Source organism: Exiguobacterium acetylicum (assembly GCF_022170825.1).
GTDB lineage: Bacteria > Bacillota > Bacilli > Exiguobacteriales > Exiguobacteriaceae > Exiguobacterium_A > Exiguobacterium_A acetylicum_B.
This window is the reverse complement of the sequence record NZ_CP081878.1, coordinates 1321397-1342157: the sequence shown is the minus strand read 5'-3', so window position 1 is coordinate 1342157 and position 20761 is coordinate 1321397. Positions and strand designations below refer to the sequence as shown.

General features: G+C 46.0%; 22 protein-coding genes. 11 read left to right on the top strand and 11 right to left on the bottom strand.

Annotation, left to right across the window (positions count from 1 at the left end; genetic code table 11):
* Window positions 1-35: 35 nt before the first annotated feature.
* A complete protein-coding gene (gene solA / locus K6T22_RS06885; RefSeq protein ID WP_238239624.1) occupies window positions 36-1178 on the top strand; it encodes an N-methyl-L-tryptophan oxidase in 1143 nt (380 codons plus the stop codon).
* 57 nt (window positions 1179-1235) lie between these two features.
* Here solA and K6T22_RS06880 read toward each other — a convergent pair whose 3' ends face one another.
* Complete coding sequence (locus K6T22_RS06880) at window positions 1236-1505, bottom strand: hypothetical protein (RefSeq protein WP_238239623.1); 270 nt, start codon at window positions 1503-1505, stop codon at window positions 1236-1238.
* A gap of 148 nt (window positions 1506-1653) precedes the next feature.
* Here K6T22_RS06880 and K6T22_RS06875 point away from each other — a divergent pair, with 148 nt between their 5' ends.
* Window positions 1654-2172 carry a helix-turn-helix domain-containing protein gene (locus tag K6T22_RS06875; protein ID WP_238239622.1) on the top strand — a complete coding sequence of 173 codons (519 nt, stop codon included), beginning with the start codon at window positions 1654-1656 and terminating at the stop codon, window positions 2170-2172.
* Between the two features lie 64 nt (window positions 2173-2236).
* Complete coding sequence (locus tag K6T22_RS06870; protein ID WP_238239621.1) at window positions 2237-3352, top strand: hypothetical protein; 1116 nt, start codon at window positions 2237-2239, stop codon at window positions 3350-3352.
* Window positions 3353-3396: 44 nt separating this feature from the next.
* Here K6T22_RS06870 and K6T22_RS06865 read toward each other — a convergent pair whose 3' ends face one another.
* Entirely contained in the window at window positions 3397-3747 is a 351-nt protein-coding gene (locus tag K6T22_RS06865) for a cupin (RefSeq protein WP_238239620.1), read from the bottom strand.
* Between the two features lie 185 nt (window positions 3748-3932).
* On the opposite strand from K6T22_RS06865, the gene K6T22_RS06860 reads away from it, so the two are divergent.
* Genes K6T22_RS06860 through K6T22_RS06850 form a run of 3 tightly spaced genes read left to right on the top strand, consistent with a single transcriptional unit; the run spans window position 3933 to window position 5808 of the window.
* Window positions 3933-4160, top strand: a complete 228-nt coding sequence (locus K6T22_RS06860; protein ID WP_238239619.1) for a PLDc N-terminal domain-containing protein — start codon at window positions 3933-3935, stop codon at window positions 4158-4160.
* Window positions 4157-5041 carry an ABC transporter ATP-binding protein gene (locus K6T22_RS06855; RefSeq protein WP_238239618.1) on the top strand — a complete coding sequence of 295 codons (885 nt, stop codon included), beginning with the start codon at window positions 4157-4159 and terminating at the stop codon, window positions 5039-5041. The genes K6T22_RS06860 and K6T22_RS06855 overlap by 4 nt, the downstream gene beginning before the upstream one ends.
* The gene (locus K6T22_RS06850; protein ID WP_238239616.1) at window positions 5038-5808 is read left to right on the top strand and encodes an ABC transporter permease; all 771 of its coding nucleotides are present in this window, start codon (window positions 5038-5040) and stop codon (window positions 5806-5808) included. The genes K6T22_RS06855 and K6T22_RS06850 overlap by 4 nt, the downstream gene beginning before the upstream one ends.
* Window positions 5809-5855: 47 nt before the next feature.
* Here the strand turns inward: K6T22_RS06850 and K6T22_RS06845 are convergent, their stop codons facing one another.
* The 5 genes from K6T22_RS06845 to nikA are packed head-to-tail and all read right to left on the bottom strand — an operon-like array spanning window position 5856 to window position 10859.
* On the bottom strand, window positions 5856-6653 hold the full coding sequence (locus K6T22_RS06845) for an ATP-binding cassette domain-containing protein (protein WP_238239615.1): 798 nt from the start codon (window positions 6651-6653) through the stop codon (window positions 5856-5858).
* Window positions 6650-7456, bottom strand: a complete 807-nt coding sequence (locus tag K6T22_RS06840) for an ABC transporter ATP-binding protein (protein WP_238239614.1) — start codon at window positions 7454-7456, stop codon at window positions 6650-6652. The genes K6T22_RS06845 and K6T22_RS06840 overlap by 4 nt, the downstream gene beginning before the upstream one ends.
* Window positions 7453-8298: a nickel ABC transporter permease subunit NikC gene (gene nikC / locus K6T22_RS06835; protein WP_425293147.1), complete on the bottom strand. Its 846-nt coding sequence runs from the start codon at window positions 8296-8298 to the stop codon at window positions 7453-7455. The genes K6T22_RS06840 and nikC overlap by 4 nt, the downstream gene beginning before the upstream one ends.
* Window positions 8295-9236 carry a nickel ABC transporter permease gene (nikB, locus tag K6T22_RS06830; RefSeq protein ID WP_238239613.1) on the bottom strand — a complete coding sequence of 314 codons (942 nt, stop codon included), beginning with the start codon at window positions 9234-9236 and terminating at the stop codon, window positions 8295-8297. Before nikB ends, nikC begins: the two co-directional genes overlap by 4 nt.
* A gap of 12 nt (window positions 9237-9248) precedes the next feature.
* Complete coding sequence (gene nikA / locus K6T22_RS06825) at window positions 9249-10859, bottom strand: nickel ABC transporter substrate-binding protein (RefSeq protein WP_238239612.1); 1611 nt, start codon at window positions 10857-10859, stop codon at window positions 9249-9251.
* A 255-nt stretch (window positions 10860-11114) separates the two neighbouring features.
* On the opposite strand from nikA, the gene K6T22_RS06820 reads away from it, so the two are divergent.
* Entirely contained in the window at window positions 11115-11672 is a 558-nt protein-coding gene (locus tag K6T22_RS06820) for a hypothetical protein (RefSeq protein WP_238239611.1), read from the top strand.
* Window positions 11673-11779: 107 nt separating this feature from the next.
* Here K6T22_RS06820 and K6T22_RS06815 read toward each other — a convergent pair whose 3' ends face one another.
* The 4 genes from K6T22_RS06815 to K6T22_RS06800 all read right to left on the bottom strand — a co-directional run bounded on the left by K6T22_RS06815 (window position 11780) and on the right by K6T22_RS06800 (window position 16542).
* Window positions 11780-13042 carry a PTS ascorbate transporter subunit IIC gene (locus K6T22_RS06815; protein ID WP_238239610.1) on the bottom strand — a complete coding sequence of 421 codons (1263 nt, stop codon included), beginning with the start codon at window positions 13040-13042 and terminating at the stop codon, window positions 11780-11782.
* A gap of 33 nt (window positions 13043-13075) precedes the next feature.
* The gene (locus K6T22_RS06810) at window positions 13076-13342 is read right to left on the bottom strand and encodes a PTS sugar transporter subunit IIB (protein ID WP_238239609.1); all 267 of its coding nucleotides are present in this window, start codon (window positions 13340-13342) and stop codon (window positions 13076-13078) included.
* A gap of 3 nt (window positions 13343-13345) precedes the next feature.
* Window positions 13346-15361 carry a BglG family transcription antiterminator gene (locus K6T22_RS06805; RefSeq protein WP_238239608.1) on the bottom strand — a complete coding sequence of 672 codons (2016 nt, stop codon included), beginning with the start codon at window positions 15359-15361 and terminating at the stop codon, window positions 13346-13348.
* Window positions 15362-15588: 227 nt separating this feature from the next.
* A complete protein-coding gene (locus tag K6T22_RS06800; RefSeq protein WP_238239607.1) occupies window positions 15589-16542 on the bottom strand; it encodes a sensor domain-containing diguanylate cyclase in 954 nt (317 codons plus the stop codon).
* Between the two features lie 382 nt (window positions 16543-16924).
* On the opposite strand from K6T22_RS06800, the gene K6T22_RS06795 reads away from it, so the two are divergent.
* From K6T22_RS06795 to K6T22_RS06780, 4 genes are read left to right on the top strand one after another with little or no spacing between them, the layout of a single operon-like run.
* Window positions 16925-17917 carry a siderophore ABC transporter substrate-binding protein gene (locus K6T22_RS06795; RefSeq protein WP_238239606.1) on the top strand — a complete coding sequence of 331 codons (993 nt, stop codon included), beginning with the start codon at window positions 16925-16927 and terminating at the stop codon, window positions 17915-17917.
* A 20-nt stretch (window positions 17918-17937) separates the two neighbouring features.
* On the top strand, window positions 17938-18933 hold the full coding sequence (locus K6T22_RS06790) for an ABC transporter permease (protein WP_238240055.1): 996 nt from the start codon (window positions 17938-17940) through the stop codon (window positions 18931-18933).
* 26 nt (window positions 18934-18959) lie between these two features.
* Complete coding sequence (locus K6T22_RS06785) at window positions 18960-19994, top strand: iron chelate uptake ABC transporter family permease subunit (RefSeq protein ID WP_425293155.1); 1035 nt, start codon at window positions 18960-18962, stop codon at window positions 19992-19994.
* The gene (locus K6T22_RS06780; protein ID WP_053453119.1) at window positions 19991-20743 is read left to right on the top strand and encodes an iron ABC transporter ATP-binding protein; all 753 of its coding nucleotides are present in this window, start codon (window positions 19991-19993) and stop codon (window positions 20741-20743) included. Before K6T22_RS06785 ends, K6T22_RS06780 begins: the two co-directional genes overlap by 4 nt.
* The last annotated feature ends 18 nt before the right edge of the window (window positions 20744-20761 follow it).

Sequence of the window (20761 nt, the reverse complement as noted above, 5' to 3'; positions counted from 1 at the left end):
CTGGTATGAACTTACATATGAAGGAGTCGAACTGGATGTCCCATTATGATGTCATTATCGTCGGTGCCGGTTCCATGGGGATGGCAGCCGGCTACTATCTCTCACGAACCAATCAAAGCATTTTACTGCTAGACGCTCACAATCCGCCGCATGATCAAGCGAGTCATCACGGGGAGACCCGGATTATTCGCCATGCGTACGGTGAAGGAGAAGCTTACGTCCCACTGGCGTTAACCGCACAACGCCTCTGGTATGAGTTAGAACAAATCAGCGGTCGAAGTCTGTTCTTGAACACAGGAGTCTTAAACGCTGGTCAAAGATCGTCTCATTCGATGCAGACAATCATTAAGAGTGCTCAGCAATACGATTTACCGCTCGAGATTCTGACAGCAGAGGAAGTTAAAACTCGCTGGTCCGGCTTAACAATGCCTGACGATTATATCGGTTGTTTCGAACCGACGTCTGGTGTATTGAAGTGCGAAGAGTGCATCGAAGCATACCGAGACCTTGCTGTCGCGAACGGCGTCGATATCCGGACGAATGCAAAAGTAACGATGCTGACAGCCCGTGCTAATGGCGTTGACGTAACCGTTGGACCGGACACCTATTCGGCAAACGCGTTGATCGTCGCTGCCGGTTCCTGGTCCGGACCGTTACTCGAGCAAATCGGACTCTCCTTACCGCTTAGTCCCGTCCGAAAGACATTCGCTTGGTTTAAGGCAGAGGAAGAGGTGTTCAACGACACGGTGTTCCCCGCCTTCGCCTTTGATACACCCGCTGGATACTACTACGGTTTCCCAAGTATCGGACGAGCTGGTCTGAAAATCGGACGCCATGACGGCGGTATCCCGGTTGATCCGAATCAGCCGCGCCGTCTATTCGGTCAGGAGACGGGTGACCTTACTGATCTACAACAGTTCACGAATACGTTCATGCCAGCAATCGATACCTTGTCTCATGGAAAAACCTGTCTCTACACGATGACACCGGACGAAGATTTCATCATCGATTTGCACCCAGACTATCCGCATATCGCGATTGCCGCTGGCTTTTCCGGTCATGGATTCAAGTTCAGCAGCTTAGTCGGAAAAGTCCTTAGTGAATTGATTGTCGAAAAATCAACGACTGAACCGATTGCACCGTTTTCGATCAAGCGATTTAAACAATTGAACACATGAAACGACAAAGACCGACAACGAAAATTCGTTGTCGGTCTTTTCTATCAACAGTATGATTCACACCGATTCGTTCGACTCTTGCTGATTATTGACAGCTAGCTTTTCACGCTGCTTTTTCTCATCTTCAACCCACCAGCCATGACTAAAAAAGACTAAACCAACTATAAGTGCACTAATCGGGAAATACGTTAAGCCATATTCTCCAAGGTTTTCCCCTAGAAATTCTGGTGATAACTCAATATACGCTCGGAACATCTGAACGATGAAGAATAAGAAAAAACTCGTGATCAGGGCATATGTACCGTAGCGATAACTCGGATTTTTCATATGATAACTCCTTTCTTTACTATACTCTAGTACAAACCATTCAAGAGGTACATCACATTTCCTCTTTTTACATTATCATTTTTAAGAATGTTTCCAAAAACATGCTAAGATAGTTTTAGAATCTTACCGATAAAGGAGTTAGACACCCATGAACTTTAATCTATTCAAAAACCATGTCCGTTTTAAGATTGCGCTCGAATTGATTGACCTCGAAGACGGCTTATCGATCATGCAACTGAATCAACGCTTAACGGATGTACCGCAGTCGACCTTATACCGACAAGTCAATGCGATGATGGACGACCAGTTGTTGAAAGTCGTTGCCGTTCAGCGCGTCGGAAAAGTCGAAGAGAAGATCTATGCCTTGAACACAAGCGGTTATCAGATTAGTGAAGCGGACTGGAACAGTGCAACGTACGATGAAAAAGTAAATTTCGTATCGTTCTACTTCATGTACGTCTTACAGCAGTACCAGACCTACTTCGAACAGACCGTTCAAACGAAAGGTCAGGACCACTCGACGTTCTCGATTGCGAAATTGCAACTGACGGATGAAACCTTCAATGATTTTCAACAGGACATGCGGACACTGCTCGAAAAATATCATCACCTAGAGACGGAAGACCAAGCAAGCGAACGGACCGTCTCACTCGTCATCCTACCGTAGACACTATTCGTATTCAGGAGGGTGTTTTTACGACACAACTTTATTAGGGAGCGAACTGGAGAACATGAAACGGATCAAAGAAGATCTTGATGAAACTGTAATCGAAACGTTGAACAGAACATTCACCAAATGGAATCTTGAGAACATAAAGGAAGAGCAGCTACTAAAGATTGGTGAAGGAGCTTGGCACTCTGTTTATAGAGTAACTAGGTTAGAGGATCAAGACCTGGTGATTCGAATTAAAAAGAACGAAGCGTATGGGGAACTACAACCGATTGATGAACAAGAGTTAATAACAGAGTATGAGTCAACGAAAGCCTATTATTTACACGCCAATAATAGTTACCAAGATAGTTGCCCTACCTTTTATCAGTATTTTATCGAGGAAGACCTGGTCTTTACAGTAGAGACGTTCATGGGTCATGGAACGGATTTATTATCACTTCATAAGGATGTGGCCGATTCTTACGGTAAGCAATTAGGGCAAATTTATCATCATATACATAACCGTAAAATATCTATCGAAGGTTTCGGAGAATTATACTGGGACGGGAAGACGCTTCGAGGTAGTGATTTAAAAACTATCGATGCATTATGGCAGGAAGAAAATGAACAACTCTTAACCGCCTTAGATACTCTCATTCATTCTGATCTTCACTTTGATAAAGAAAAAGTCGGTAAACATATTCATGCTTTAATTGAAAATAGACGAACTCAGGTTCAAAACATCGCTCTCGTAAATCAAGACGTAACACCAGAAAATTTAATTTTAACTACTGACCATATCGCAATCATTGATCCGTTTCCGAAGATAGATTTTGATTTGAAATATGCGGCTTACTTTGTTTTTTGTTACAAATTCCTGTTACCCGCCTTTTCGAATGCCCCACGATACATACATCATGCCTATGAAGAAAAAAGTAGTATTTTGAATGAAATCGCTGATGGGTTTATAAATGGACACTTCTTTGACCTGGATGAAGACGAATTCATCACTCAATCTCGACGGTTACTGGATGAGTATACATTATGGCTATTACAAGAAGCGTATGAGCACTACGAAATCTTGCAGCAACCTCACCTCAATCCTAAAACAACGCAACAGATGGGGGATCGAGAAATGATAACTACTCGGTTACATCTATGCCTCGAAGAATTAGAAAAATGGTGTACTGAATAATAGTAGACACTCTCCCTTTTCAGAGAGAGTGTCTTTATGTACCTTTATAGGGCAACGAGTGCTGACGTATCGAGTTCCTCACTTTCGATTACAATCGCCGTTAACCCCGTATCTGTCTTCGTTTCATGCCATTCTTCTTGATTCCAAAATACGGCTTCACCACTCTGGATGCTGATGAATTCATCCGTATCCCCTCTTACAAAGCCTTCCCCCTCTACAATTAACAGAAGTTGTGGCACGACCGCTTGGTGATAACCGACCACTCCATCCTTCTCTAAATGGATACATCCGATGTGCGTCACTTTCTCGGTCTGCATGATCTGTGACATCACAAAATTAGAATCGAACTTCGTAATTTTCTTACCAACTTCTTTTTTGAACTGATAGATCTGCATGTAGCGCTCCCCCGAATCATGATTTGTCTTTCAATCAAATTAGTCAATCTACACATCATTTGGAAAATTTTGATAAGAGAAGTTTAACATAGCTTTCATTTCTTGCGAACTAGGATTGATTCATTTCAAACATTGACTTTTCTATTTCCATTATTGATAATGGTAATAGAAAAGGAGGGTTTTTCATGAATACAGATTTCTCTGCCTTATCACAACTCGACTGGGAACGATTTTTGCCGTTGTTACTGATTTATATCTCCATCAACTTGGTTCTGCTCAGTTGCGCCTGCATCGATTGGTTCAGACGAAAAGACCGAATTGCCACCCCGACTACATGGTTATTGATCATTCTCCTCGTCCAGCCGATCGGCTCGATTCTTTACTTCGTCCTCGGAAGGAGGATGACCGCATGATCCAGATTTCGCATCTCAAGCTTTCACTTCAACGCCGTCTTATCCTAGACGATATTTCCTTTACGATTCACGAATATGAATGCCTCGGTCTGATTGGACCAAATGGTGCCGGAAAAACGACACTCCTGAAATGCCTCAGTGGAATCATCAACAGTGATCCTGGTTCGATCACGATGTATAATCGCCCGATCCGACAACAAAAACAGGTCATCGGCTACTTATCGCAACAGACTGATTTCAAGCCTTGGATGACGTGCGAACAGTCACTGCGCTTTTTTGGAAGTTTGTCTGGTCTTAATCGCGCAACGCTAACCGAGCGGATTCCAATTGTCTTACAAGAAGTCGGATTAGGCGACCAACAAACAGAAGTGATTGAACGCTTATCCGGCGGTATGCGCCAACGCCTCGGAATCGCCCAAGCAATCTTACATGAACCAACGTTATTGATTTTAGACGAACCCGCGTCCGCACTCGATCCAAGCGGTCGACATGATATCAACCAGTTGATCCTTCGTTTAAAAAAACGGATGACGATTATCGTCTCGACCCATCTCTTAGAAGACGCGAAGACGTGTTGCGACCGTTTTTTAGTCATTAAGCACGGTCGATTGCTGGGTCCGCTCGCGCATCAACGCGACGTTAATCCCTACCAGATTCAAATCGAGACGCTCACACCTGCCCCACCCCTTTCGACTACTATTTTTCCAAAGATACAGATGGATCGAATCAACCCGTGCAACTATCAGTTCTCAGCACAGCACCCGCTGGATCTTTCCCAAGTGGCCACGACCTTGATTAACGAAGGATGGTCGATTGCTTCGATTGCCTATCAACCGATTGGACTTGAGAAGCGTTTTCTCGACATGGTGGCGGATGTATGAGGACCTTTTATACGTTGACGATGACCGAGTGGCTGGAAGCGTGGAAAGAATGGAAAATCGTCTGGTTGCCGCTTTTCTTCATCGCTCTCGGCGTGACGCAACCGTTGCTGTTGATGTATATGGATGTTTTGCTCGAACATGTCGGAAACGCGGAAGGGATCATCATTGATCCGAATCGTTCTGCCCCGCAACCGCTTGACGTCTTTAGCGCAACGATCCATGGGCAATTCAATCAACTCGGATTGATCGTCCTCATCATGAGCTTCATGGGATTGCTCGCGTCAGACCGACAAACCGGCATGCAAGATTTCATTTTGACACGACCTGTCTCGCGAAATGTCTATCTCGTGTCGAAATGGTTCAGCCACAGCATGATCAGTTTATTCGGTATTTCGATTGGGGCAGTCACGTCTTATGGTCTGACCGTCTATTGGTTCGGATCCCTCTCACCGATACTTGCGCTACGCATCATCAGCGATTTTAGTCTTTGGACATTATTCGTCGTCAGTCTGACGCTACTAATCAGCACCTATTTACAACGTGCCGTTCCGATTGGCATCTTATCGCTCGTCGTCTCCTTGTTACTCGTCGCACTTCCTTCGTTATTGCCAGACGTTCTATTTTTCACGCCTGGTGCACTTCTATCGGAACCGCCAACTGCGCCGTTTTTTTCTTCGTCCCATCTGATCAGTGTCACTTTTTGTCTTGTTTGGATTCTTCTCACACTTGGTTGTTCGGCACTTCGATTCCGAAAAACAGCGGACTAATCCACCTCTACAGCACAAAAAAGGATAACGGAGCAGTTCACAGTCCGTTATCCTTTGTTTGGTTGTGCTTGACGAATCGTTCGTTGCCTTGGATGTACGGCAAGCTTTGCTTGACGCATCCGTTCGACGGCAGGATCCGTCGCAGCATCAAATGCAACTAGACTCGGATAATGCCCGACGAGGCGTCCTTGCTCTAAGATCGCGAAGCTGTCGCAAAGTTGTTCAGCTGCTTTGATATCATGCGTGATGAAGACATATGTTAAGCCATGTTTTCGCTTTAAATCAGCTAGTAACTCGAGAATCAACCGTTTATTGACCATATCGAGGCTGCTGACCGCTTCGTCTAGGACGATCAGTCGTGGTTCAGCAGCAATCGCCCGTGCGATCGCAATCCGCTGAAGTTGTCCGCCACTGAACTGTGACGGATACTTCGTTAAATCTGCTGCTTTGAGACCGACCTGTTCAATGAGCGTGACGAGACGCTGTTGTCGTGCTTCTCCCTTTAAACGAATAAAGTTATCAAGCGGTTCCGCGATGATGGCAGCAGCTGTCAGCTTCGGATTAACGGCAGCAAACGAGTCCTGGAAGACGACTTGGACATCACCTTGAAAGGGACGTTTTGTCGCTTGGCAATCGACACCATTGAACCAAATCGTTCCGCTTGAAGGACGTTCGAGTCCGAGCAACAATCGTCCGAGCGTACTTTTTCCGGCACCACTCGACCCGAGTAGTCCGAGACATTGACCGGCTTCAAGCGTCAACGAGACATCCTGCAAGACGGTCTGTGCTGGTCGAAACCGGCGTTTGTAGACGTGTGAGACGTGATCAATCTGCAAGAGACTCACCCAAGCGCCTCCCTTCCGATATGCTGTGCGAGAAGTGACTGCGTATACGGATGTTGCGGACGATCAAACAACTCAAAGACATCTGCTTGTTCAACGATCCGACCTTGTTGCATGACGAGGACATCGTCTGCGAGTTCAGCGACCACACCGAGGTCGTGCGAAATCAATAAGATTGCCGTTTCATAAGTCGCCCGCATCCGTTCGAGTAATTCAAGAACTGTCTTTTGATTGAAGACGTCGAGCGCCGTCGTCGGTTCGTCGGCAATCAGGACGCTCGGACGGAGCGCAACAGCTAAGGCAATCATGACCCGTTGCAACATCCCACCACTCAGTTCGAACGGATAGGCTTTGAGCACTCGGGCGGGATCGATCAAGTTGACTTCTTCGAGTGCCGTCATTGCCTGATGTTTCGCTTCACGCTTTGAACAACGCGCGTGCGTCTGAATCGTTTCAATCATCTGGTGCCCGATCGTATAGACCGGCGTAAACGCGCTCATCGGATTTTGCATGATGAAGGCAATCTCACCACCACGAATCGTCCGAACAGCGCGTTCCGATAAAGATTGAATGGATTTTCCATTCAGTGTGATATCACCGGTCATCTGCGTTGTCTGCGGATTAAGCAGACGCATCAAAGCAAGGCTCGTCACCGTCTTCCCACAACCACTTTCACCGACGAGACCAAGAATCTGTCCCGCGTGGATCGAGAAGGATACCTCTTCAATCAACGTCACCTGTTGTTTCGTACGGACAGTCAGACCATCAACTGCTAATATCGGTTCGATACGGGCACCTCCTCTCATTTCATCGTTTTTGAAACACCGAACCGTTCGGCTAACTGTTCTCCTAAAATGTTAAAGCTGATGATGACGAGCATGATCGCAAGTCCCGGATAAATCATCAGTTCCGGGTTCGTCCGGATATAGGATTTTCCTTCGTGAATCATCGCTCCCCACTCGGCTGTCGGTGACTGAACACCAAGACCAAGGAACGACATCGCTGAGATATCCATGATCGCCCAGCCCATTTCAAGCGTCCCGATGACAAGTAGCGGCGGTAAGATATTCGGCAAGATGTGTGTCCGGATGATCTTCCATGAAGACGATCCATTGACGCGAGCAGCCGCGATGAATGCTTCCGTCTTCAGCGTCATGACCATTCCGCGGAACATCCGCGCGTAATAGACCCACTGGACGAGCATCAAGGCGATGATGACCTGCTTGAGTCCTGGACCAAAGATACCGACAAGACCGAGAACGAGAATCAGACTCGGGAATGCCATCACGCCATCACAGAGGCGCATCAAGAGTTGGTCGACCCAGCCACCACGATAACCGGCAAGTGTCCCAACGAACAATCCAATCGCAAGTGAGGCGATGAAAATCAAGACGGCACAGCCGAGTGAGATTCGCGCGCCGTAAATCAACCGGGACAAGAGACACCGACCGAGCTGATCAGTGCCAAGCGGATAAGCAGACGACGGTCCGTGTAGTTTTTGCGTCAAGTCGACGAGATTCGGATCATGCGGCGCAATCCACGGGGCAAACAAGGCAATGCCTGCCATCCCGATCAAGACGACTGCACAGAGATAGAGAAGCGGTGTATACCGCGACCGAATCATCGTTGCTGGAAGTGGTGTATTCATACCGTCCCTCCTTTTTTCGCTAGTCGCGGATCGATTACGGCTTGAATGATGTCGACGAGCAAACTACTACCAATGAAGACGAGGGCAGCGAGAAAGACATACCCTTGAATGACCGGCATATCTCGATCAAAGATCGCTTCAATGAAGTAACGACCGAAGCCCGGCCAAGAGAAGACGGTCTCGACGATGATTGTTCCCGTCAGTAACTTCCCGAGGTTCATCCCGAGACCTGTAATCATCGGTGGGATTGCCATCCGAAGGACGTGTTTACCAAGAATCCGTCCTTCCTTCAGTCCACGTGTCCGGGCGAATAAGACATACGGTTCGTTCAATGCTTCAATCACACTGCCTCGAAGTAATCGTGTATACAGCGCAATCAATGGAAACGCGAGTGTCAATGCCGGTAAGATCAAGTGCATGACGCTTCCTGTCCCACCGACCGGAAACCAATCCAGCTTTACGGCAAAGAAGAAGATGAACAGATAACCGAGCCAAAACGACGGGATGGAAGCACCAATGAAGGCGATTCCCCGACTTAGATGGTCAAAAAAGCCATTCTTCTTAATACCAGCAAGGAATCCGAGCGGGATGCTGATGACAAGCGCCAGTAACAGACTTGTCAACGCCAGTTCGACCGTTGGTGGTAAGCGGAGCAAGACATCTTCAAGGACCGGTTTACCCGATAGATAGGATGTTCCGAAATCAAGCTGTGCCAAGCGGATGACAGCATCGAAATATTGTTTGTAGAATGGTTGATCGAGTCCGAACTCTGCTCGTTTGGCAGCGAGTAATTCATCTGTCGGCTGGATATGAGCAGCAGATAGATAGGCCTCTGCTGGATCAACCGGCGACAGATGAATCAGCCCCGTCAGAATCAAGACAGCAAGTAACAAAATCGGGATAACGGATAATATACGTTTGACGAGGAAGACCCCCATGTCATCCCTCCTTTAGTTGATGCCGATCCGAGCAAATGGACTTTCGTCCCGGTTCGCCGGGAACTGGAAGTTTGTCACGTCCGATTGATAGATCGCCATCTTCTTCAAGTACGAGATGGGAATCAAGGCACCTTGATCTTGGAGCGATGGCAGAATGTCAGCGTACATCTTCTGACGCTTCGTTTCGTCTGTCGTCTTCAAGACATCTTTGATCTCTTGCAAGAGTTGTTCTTTATTCGGATAAGCCGAAATCGCTTCTTTGAAGCCGAAGCCATCCGTATCAATCAGGTTCACGAACGTATGTGGATCATACGGTGCACCGAAGTTACTGTAGAAGTTGATATCAAATCGGTTGTCTTTGAAACGCTGGACTTGATCCGGCAATTCGACAGCTTCTGTTTTCAGCTCGACACCGATTTTTGACCATTCGGACTGCAGTGTCTCCGCCATTGCCTTTTGGACCTGTTCGGCTGCGTCATACATCATTCCGATTTGCAACGGTTGACCGTCTTTAACGCGAACTTTTTCACCTTTCGGCAGTTTCCAGCCTGCTTCATCAAGGAGACGGTTTGCTTCCTTCACGTCATAATCTCGCTGCTGCACTTTCAGATTCGAGGTGTACGGCATGTTCGGTGGTAGAAGGTAATCAGCCGGGGATTCTAGTCCTGACGTGATACCTTCGACGAGTGCGGCTTTATCAAAACCGTGCTGAAGCGCCTGGCGGACGCGTTCGTCAGACAGACGTTTATTTTTCGTGTTCAAGACGAGGAGACGCGTCGCGACTGGTTCAGACATCTGCGTTTTATACGACTTATCCGTCTTCAACTGGTTGAAGGCATCGATGCTGATCGCCCCTTCCCCGTAAATCAGATCAACCTGTCCTTTTTCGAGTGCTAAGACACGTGTCTCCGCATCCGGGATGATGTCGACTTTAATGTGATCGACGTTCGGCTTCGGTCCCCAGTAGTTCTTGTTGACCTTAAACGTTGCGTACTGATCCGGTTTGTACTCGTCAAGCATCCAAGGCCCTGTTCCGACTTCTTTTTTGACACCCTTCGACGTATCACCGTTTTCCGGGAATCCAGCTTCTCCGAGGAAACGCACTGGACGGACGACCGCGAGTTCTTGAATCGTCGGATAGTAGGCTTCTGATAATGTCAGGCGGAATGTCTTCGCATCGACCGCTTCCGTCTTCTCGATTTTTGTGATGAAACCAAGCCAGCTATGTAAGGCTTTTTGTTTAAGGATCGCGTCAAAATTCTTTTTGACGATGGCTGCGTCGAACGTCGAACCGTCCGAGAACTTGACGCCGTCACGGAGCGTGAATGTATACGTTTTTCCGTCCTCAGAAATCTTCCAAGACGATGCCAAGTAAGGCTCGAGCTTTCCACCTTCGCCGTAGTGGACGAGTGGTTCATAAATCATCGATTGCGCGAACAGTTGTGATGGGTTATAGACATGCGGGTTCATCGTTCCGACATCGCGTGGCCACGCGAGCGTCACTGTATCTTTATCTTTTCGCTCTCCTGTCGACTCGCCCGGATTCGAGCAGCCAATCAATATGGATGTCAAAGACAGGATCGAGACGGTAGAAAGTAGTAGTTTTTTACGGTTAACATTCATAGTAGACAGAACTCCCAACTTGTATTGATAATCATTTTCAATTGTAAGAGGGAAAGGTAAGGATTGTCAATGGATAATCCAGATGTTAACTGGACATCAAGCCGCTTTTTGACAGGATTTCCACTCTCAACTGAGAAACATTCTGAACACACTTCTTTTTTGTCAATAATTGTAATCCACTGTATTAAGCGGTATCCTAGTTTGTATGCTGCGTCTCTTGCCTGAACAGGCAAGTCGCACGGAAAGGATGATCTGATGTCACGACTGTTTTCTGCCTTCTCGCTTGTATTTCTCTGTCTCATCTTAGTGCTTCCTTTACTCCTAATCGATGGACTAATCTTATACGTCGGAGACGTCGCTTTCGCCTCGCTTGTCGGTTGCCTCGCATTTCTCCTATGTTTCTATCTCGCGAGTCTACTTATTAGCGTCATCTTCGACGGAGTGATGCGTGCGCTCGGTGGATTGTTTAAGCGCCCTATCTCAAACGTCCTCTTTGCTGTAGCGAACTTTTTAGTAAGCTTAAGCGTCTTGCTTTGGATGGATCTTTATGCGGAGACGATCATGATCTCATTCGCGACGAAAGTCGTCCTCGTTTCTGTACATACCTTGTTGTTTTATTTGATCCATCACTCGAACGACTCGACAGCTAAAACTTTCGAAGTGAACGAACCACATGATCCAGTCGTCAAGGAAGCCCTTCGCTTGTTAGAGAATGAGGATCCTGTAACGTGCGTCGAAAAGTTGTGTCTCAGGTTTCCTGACCGTCCGAAAAAAGACATCATTCAGATCGTCCATCGCCTACATAGCAACTAAAAAGACCTGACTGTTTCTGAATGAGTTCAGAAGCATCAGGTCTTTTTCGATGATTAGAAATGAATCGCTCAGTTTCTTATAACGAGCTAAGTAATCAATACGCCTATTTAACTGAATAGAGAAACAATCCAACTGATCAAAATTCCGACGAATGCAAAGTCAGAATCTCCGAATGTCGTTCCTTCGAAACCGAGATTTCCGAGTAATGGTAGAAGGAAGGCTGGTAAAAAGCTGATTAGAATACCGTTTGCAAACGAACCAAGTATTGCACCTCGTCTTCCGCCAGTTGCATTACCGAATACTCCGGCAGCAGCACCTGTAAAGAAGTGCGGAACTAATCCAGGAACGATGATTGATAATCCGAGTAAAGGTAAGAAGAACATTGAAATCAATCCAGCGACAAAACTGGATAGGAAACCGATGATGACCGCGTTTGGTGCGAATGGGAAGACTGTCGGACAATCTAGTGCTGGTTTTGCATTCGGTACGAGTTTATCTGCAATTCCTTTGAACGCGGGTACGATTTCCGAAATTAGCATCCGAACACCGGCAAGTACGATGTATACTCCTGCCGCGAACGTAATAGCTTGAATGATAGAGAAAACGATATAGTTTGATCCACTTGATAATTCTTTTTCAATGAATCCTGGTCCGGCAAACAATGCAACGACAACAAACAATAGCGTCATCGTCAAAGAAACAGCAACGGATGTATCCCTTAAGAACCCTAGTTGTTTTGGAACCTTAATTTGCTCCGTTGAGTGTTCTTTATTTCCCGCATATTTTCCAATCGTTCCAGAAATAAAGTATCCAAGAGAACCAAAGTGCCCAACTGCAAAGTCGTCAGAACCAGTGATTTGTCGCACGAACGGTTGCAAGAGTGCCGGGAAAAGAACCATACATAATCCAAGTAGAATCGAACCTACAACAACCAATAGAACACCGCTCAATCCTGAAACTGAAAGAATCGCAGCAAGTAAACTTGCCATAAAGAGCGTATGATGACCAGTCAAGAAAATATACTTGAATGGTGTGAAACGTGCCAAGATGATATTCATGACCATCCCGAACACCATGATCATTGCAGTCTCTACACCAAATGCATCTTGTGCAACTGCTACGATTGCCTCGTTATTCGGAATGATTCCCCGAATACTGAATGCTTGGTCGAACATCTTACTAAAGATTTCGAGTGCTGCGATGATGACACCGGCTCCTGCTCCGATAATGATAAAGCCCATGATTGTCTTCAGTGTCCCAGAAACGATTGTCGCAAGATCTTTCTTTTGCAACATTAATCCGACAAGAGCAAATATACCGAGTAGGATAGCTGGTGTCCCTAAAATGTCACGCATAAGTAAATCAAGCAAGGTCAGTCCCCCCTTCTGTTATGTGGTGATATTTTATAGACGTGTACTGAGTTGTGCCTTAATGTCTTCGATATTCATGACATTTTCAAGAGCAACGATATCGCGCGTACCGTTGTCGAGCGAAACAATGATATCTTTTGCTCCTAAATAAATATCGGCAGGTTCTGTTTGAGCCGTCGATAAATCCGTATGAGAAACATCTGCCTCTTTCCCCATTTGTTCAAGTGCCTTTTTAACGTTGAGTTCCATGATAAAACTTGATCCAAGTCCGTTTCCACATACTACTAAAATTTTCTTCATGATTTAGTCCTCCTCTGAATATGGTTCGATGATTGTTTCAATTTCTGCCACAGAGTTTGCTTCTAGCAAACGTGTGACATCTGCTTGATTTCCTAAAAGATTCGTCAGTTGACTTAATGCTTTTAGATGTGTTGTTTGATCAATTGCTGCAAGGACAAAGAACAGACGAACCTCTTTATCTTGCGGAAACAATACAGGCTCTTCTAACTTCAAAATACTCATTCCTAGTTGGAGTACGCCGTCTTCCGGTCGTGCGTGTGGAATCGCCACATCTGGCATCAAAACGATATATGGTCCATGAGCTTCAACGTTTTGAATCATCGTTTCAATGTATGTCGGTTGGATTTTCTTCTCGAGCAGTAAAGGACTGGCTGCTACTCGAATGGCATCCATCCATGAATCCACACGTTGGTGCATCTGTATTTGGTTTGTTGTAATTAAATCATTTAGCACCGGTTGCCCTCCTTGTAGCGGTTTTTGTTGTCTTGGATATAACAATTGATTCAGTTCCTGTCGTAATGCCGATTCACTATGGATCGTTGCATGTTGTTTGATGACAGCAATCAAATCCTCCAGCTGAACTCCATCAGGTTGGTTTCGCTTTAAAAAACGTTGTTCGACCGAACGTCTCAATGTAATTTGCTCAAAACGGGTTGGTAATGTAGGCACTAGCATGACATCTGCCTGCAAATGAATGCCCTCTTCTAACGGAACTGTCGTAAAAATGACATCGACGATTTCTACGAATTGGCCGACTTCTCGTTGTGACACGGGCGGTAAGAATACAATCTCCGGAAATTGATTCTTGAGAATGTAATCGAGCATATGCGATACGCTAATCCCACTTGGACAGACAACGATTGCTTTCAACTTTTTATCCAGTTGCTCCCCTTGCTGATTCAGATGTGTAGCAAAGTGGAGCGTATAATACATGACTTCAACATCTGGTATATCTTGATTCATCAACTTGCGGAATGGCTCTAATGCTTTCGACACTAGAACATGTAATACTTGATGTTCTTCCATGACATAACGCTTTAATTCTGATGACGATTCCAAACCTGAATAGAGACGTTGCATTGTAGCTTTCGAGTGGAGTACTAGTTTTTCACAAAGAGCTTCTTTTTCGATAATGAAAGTACAAGAAATCGTTTCAAAATGAGTAATCACTTCATGCATGATCGTAGAGAGACGAACATGCAAATCCTTCTGAATTTCCTCTTCTACCTTCGGACCACTTTGTATAAGGAGATCTAACGTATCAACGAATAATGTCCGTTCTTCGAAATACGAAATTAGTTTCGAATCAATATCCTTAACGAATAATGGTTCTTCACTCGGAACGATTTCTTTTATTGCTAGCGAACGACCCATCATCAAAAAGTAAGAAAGTTTTTCTCGATGCTCTTCTACGAATTGAAAGGATTGCTCCAGTTCATATGATTCAATTTGTCGCTTTGCTTTAACGAGACGATCAGACCAATCGTTGATGATCATAGACATCAAATCGTTTTTCGTAGAAAGTCGAATCAATCTTTCGATTGCTCGATACATATACAAATAAATAGTTTGAAGATGTCCATAGAAGTGATATCCATCTTTTCGAGAATAATTAAGTGTAATTCCAAATTGAACCGCATCTTTTTTCACAGCGTTTAAGCTTTCTTGCACTGTAAATTTCGATACATTTAACAACTGTTGATAATGTACGGAAGAAACAAAATCTTCCTCCATCATCGTATAGAAAATGATTAGCAGCTCACGCTCTTCTTCTGAAAAGATTATTTCAGCCTTCTCTAATTTTTCTCCGATCCCCTTATCGGATAGAATCGTCAAAATCGATCCATTCACATCAATCAATGGCAATTGATGATAACCTAGCCATTCCTGAATACGTTCGATTTCATATTCCAAAGTTCGTTTAGAATACGGTAAAATCGTTAATAAAAATGGAATTTGTACGACCTCTTCATGAAGAATCACATGAAGGATTCGTTTGCTTTTTTCGTTCAATAACATAAGTGGAGGCCTCCTACGCATTCAGTATAAAACGAAAACGATCTAGTTTTGTAAGCGTTTACGATTGAAGTTTGTTCTAGCTCCTGACAAAAAACTGTCTCTACTTTTACAAAACAAAAAAACACTCATACATTACATGAGTGTTTTACAAGTACTATATTTTTATTTGTATTTTACCATAATAAAAATATACATACTGGAATAAATATTCATATGATTGATAGACACTACTCTCTCACCAACTCGTAAAACTGATACGTATTCTTTCCTGATGACTTGGCAGCATAAAGCGCAACATCTGCCTGTTGCAACAAAGCTTGCAGCTCTGGACGGTACTCATCATACATTACGATTCCGATGCTTGTCGAAACGCGATAGTCCGCTTCCCACTCACTTAACGAAGTGACGATCTGATCCGCGAGTTGCTCCCACCCTTCCCTTGAATCCGAATGACCAACATGCAAGATGAACTCATCGCCACCTAATCGTACCGCCATCGCATCGTCTTGTTCGCGCACGAATCGTTGCAAGCGTTGCGCGACTTCTTGCAGGACGATATCCCCTGTCTCATGACCATACAGATCATTGACTTGCTTAAAACCGTCGAGATCGAGAAAGAAGATTGCCCCTCCTTGTCCTGGATGATCCTCGAACTGTTTCGTTAAGTAGCGTCGATTATACAAACCTGTCAACGCGTCTTTCCACGCATACCGCTCGAGCTCTAAATAATACAAAAATAACCGCACGATGCGTTGCAACAGCTGAACATTCTTTTGATCATACAAGCTGACTTGATTATTGATTGCACATAATGTCCCGAACGTCTCACCGCTCGTCAGGACGATTGGAATTCCTAGATAGGAGCGGACATGTGCCTCCTCCAGATCCTTTCGCCAATCGCCGAGTTGCTCTGCGTTTGGAATATTCTCTAAGACGACCGGTTGTTTCGTCTCAAAATCAATCAACTTACATAACGACTGATTCAATTCAAGTTGCATCCCTTCGACCATCGGGATGTCCGCTTTATCGTTTGCAATCTTCAGCATCCGTTGTTGCCCTGCTTCGATTGCCGACAAGTACAACATCTGATCCGGTAAAATCTCTTTTGCGAAATCGAGTACATCATCTGCGAGCTCATCAAAATTTTGATACATCTTTAATTCTTCAAATGGCTGATTCATAGAGCACCTCATTTCGAAGTCATCTTCTGCAGCGTCTCTGATTTGAAAATTTGATACATATATTACCACTTTCTCTTTTTGAAGTCGTCTAAACCTCTGTTGCTTAAAAGCGTCCGATGGTCCTATTTCTATATCCAAATGAGAAAGATTATCATTTTTTTATTTTCGTATAGTTTATAGAAGCAAAAAAATGATCCAGGTAATTCCTTGGAAATTAGCGTTGCGTCTTCCAAATTCGTTTGCTATGATTCTCGGTGAACATGACAATGATAATCATTATCACTAATTGAGAACAGATTAATCACGTAGACATACATAATCCATCTGCTGCTCAATCCGTGATTTATGTATTATCAAATTAAACAAGAGGAGCTGAATCATCATGGGGAAATGGAAAACACCACTCGTCGTGAGTTCGCTTGCTGTTTTACTCGCAGCATGCGGGAACGCAGGAGAAGCAGACACGAAGAAGAACGCGGAGGCACCAAAGACGGTCAAAATCAAGGACGCACACGGAACGGTCAACGTCCCAGTTGACCCGAAGAAAGTCGTCGCACTCGATAACCGGACGTTTGAGACACTTGCCGCATGGGACGTCGAACTCGTTGCAGCACCAGTCGGACTACTCCCGGCCGAATCACCATACGCAAAAGACAAAGATATCGTCGACGTCGGCATGCATTTCGAACCGAACCTCGAAGCAATTGCTGGAGTCAATCCAGATGTCGTCATCGTCGGACAACGCTTCGCTGATCATTACGAAGATATCAAAAAGCTCGTTCCGAACGCCGCTGTCATCGATCTCGATATCACTTTACCGGAAGACTCAGGTACACCAGGTGAATTACTCGTTAAAGGACTCGAAGATACGACAGAAACACTCGGACAGATTTTTGATAAGAAACAAGAAGCCGATCAACTCGTGACAACACTCGAGCAATCGATCAAAGATGTCAAAAAATCGTATAACGGACAGGATAGCGTCATGTCGGTCATCGTCTCGGGCGGTGATATCGGATTCTCCGCTCCGATGAGTGGACGTGTCTTCGGACCGATGTATGATCTGTTCGACTGGAAACCGGCACTCGAAGTCAAACAAAAATCAGGCAATGACCAAGGCGATGAAGTCTCGATCGAAGCGATTGCTCAAAGTAATCCGGACTGGTTACTCGTCCTTGACCGTGACGCACCACTTGGAAACGCAGAAGGTGCCGTACCGGCGCAAGACGTCATCGACCGTGCACCAGCTCTCCAGAAAACAAAAGCAATCAAAGATGACAATATCGTCTACGCACCAAAAGATACGTACTTGAACGAATCGATCCAGACATACTCGGAATTCTTCACTGATATCGCGAAAGCGCTGGAGAAGTAATGGCACACGCACAGCAACAAATGAATGGAAGAGTTGAGCCCCCGGCTCGACCTTCCTTTTCTGTCGTCTGGACGAAGTCGTTCATCTTTACTTTATGTCTCGTCTTAGCACTTGCGACGGCTTCCCTTTTCACAGGCGTCTATGAACTGCGTGGTGCCACGAACGATTTCGATATGTTCTGGATTACGCGCGTCCCGCGAACACTTGCCTTGATGCTGACCGGTGCTGCAATGGCGATGGCAGGACTCGTCATGCAACTGATCACACAAAACCGCCTTGTCGAACCGACGACGACGGGAACAATCGAATGGGCTGGTCTCGGACTATTGGCCGTTTACTTACTCGTTCCGGCACCGTCGCTGATGATGCGGATGACCGGTGCTATCGTGTTCGCGTTTATCGGGACGATGGTTTTCTTCTGGTTTCTCCGGTCGGTCCGTTTGCGTTCATCGCTGATTGTCCCGATCATCGGTCTAATGCTCGGCGCCGTCATCTCTGCGATTTCGACGTTTCTCGGATTATTTTTCCGCGCTAGCCAAGCAATCGAAGGCTGGTTCGTTGGTTCATTCGCGTCTGTCCAAATCGGTCGCTATGAATATCTCTGGATCATCATCGGTGTCACGGTCTGTATCTTCTTTCTTGCGAGTCGCTTGACGCTCGTCGGGCTCGGCGAAGACGTCGCTACGAGTCTTGGTGTCAACTACAACCGGCTGATGCTGATTGCGACCGGACTAATCGCACTATCCGTTGGTGTCGTCGCAACTGTCATCGGCAATCTGCCGTTCCTCGGCTTGATTGTCCCGAATATTGTCTCGATGTTTCGCGGTGACGATCTCCGCAGTAATCTGCCTTGGGTCTGCCTGATCGGGATGGCAACGATTCTAATCAGCGATTTAATTTCGCGCACGATCATCCGACCGTTCGAACTCCCGGTTTCACTGATTCTTGGAACCGTCGGGGCAGCCGTCTTCATCATCATTCTGTTACGTCGACGTAAGACTGGAGGTGTCAGATGAGTACCGCAATCAAACAACAGGAACATATGCGCCCTCAACCGAGCGTTACACGTGAAACCAATCGCCGGGCATCTGCCTTTCAATCGAAACGACTCGAGCGACGCTACTGGATCCTCCTCGTCCTGTTCATCAGCGGCGGAGTGCTCAGTACGATCGGACTCTTGCTCTACAATAATCCGGTTCCGTTTGATTCGCCGTCCTTTTGGCCGGTCGTCGAGCGTCGGATTACGGCTGTCATCACGATGGCGATCGCAGCAATCTGCCAAAGTCTAGCGACCGTCGCCTTTCACTCCGTTACGCATAACCGGATCATCACACCGTCCTTACTTGGTTTCGACGCCCTCTACTCGACGATCCAGACATCGATGATTTTCTTCTTCGGTGCGGGAGCACTCGTCGGCTTTACGGGCACGAATGCCTTTTTGACACAAGTCGCGGTCATGCTTGCGATGAGTCTCTTGTTATACGGATGGTTGTTGTCTGGTAAGTACGCGAACTTGCAACTGATGTTGCTCGTCGGAATCATTCTCGGTACTGGTCTGAACTCCCTGTCGTCGTTCATGCGGAAAATGCTCGACCCGTCCGAGTTCGATATCTTACAAGCGCGACTGTTCGGTTCGGTCACGAATGCCGACGCAGCTTACTTCCCGATTGTCATTCCGATTGTCCTCGTCGTCGGTCTGTTACTCTACTTTTCGTCCGGACGACTCAATGTCGTCGCACTCGGAAAAGAGGTTTCGACATCGTTCGGTGTCAATCATCGCGGCAGTGTCATCTACTTCTTGATTCTGATTTCACTCTTGATGTCGATGTCGACGGCGCTGATCGGACCCTTGACGTTCTTTGGTTTCTTAGTGGCGACACTCAGTTATCAGGTCGCTGCGACGTACGATCACAAATACGTTTTCCCGATGGCATTCGCAATTGGATTCTTTGTTTTAACAAGTGCTTATTTCTTCATGTATCACATTTTCAACACGCCAAGCGTCGTCTCCGTCATTATCGAACTGTTCGGCGGTCTGATTTTCCTTATCGTGTTGCTTAGAAAGAGGTCCCTATGATATCACTCGAACAAGTAAAAAAATCGTATACGGACGACGTCCGGATCGGTCCGATTGATCTATCGATTCCAAAAGGCGGATTCACGGCATTGATTGGTCCAAACGGTGCCGGCAAGTCGACAACGTTGATGATGATCGGACGGTTGCTTGATCTCGATGCCGGGCAGATCGAAGTCGCCGGGATGGACGTGACAAGTAGTAAATCGAAAGACTTAGCAAAGATCATCACGATCTTGCGACAAGAAAATCATTTCGTGACGCGGCTGACGGTCCGGCAGCTTGTCGGTTTTGGACGGTTCCCCTACTCACAAGGTCGCCTGACAGCGGATGATGAAACAATCATCTCGAAATACATCGATTTTCTTGAACTGACGTCACTTGAGAACCGCTACCTTGATGAATTATCGGGTGGTCAGCGGCAACGAGCTTATGTTGCGATGGTGCTTTGTCAAGAAACGGAATACGTCCTACTCGACGAGCCACTCAATAACCTCGATATCGCCCGCTCAGTCCAGATGATGGGCTACCTGCGACACGTCGCTGATACGTTCGGACGAACGATCATCACTGTTTTGCATGACATCAATTTTGCTGCCAAATACGCGGATCACATCTGTGCGATGAAGGACGGGCAAATCGCTGCCTTCGGAACGGTCAAGGAAATCATGGTCGAAGAGACGTTATCCGATATTTTCGAGACACGACTTGAGATCATCGAAGGGCCCTATGGTCCGATTGCTGTCTATTGATACTTTATATAGAAATGA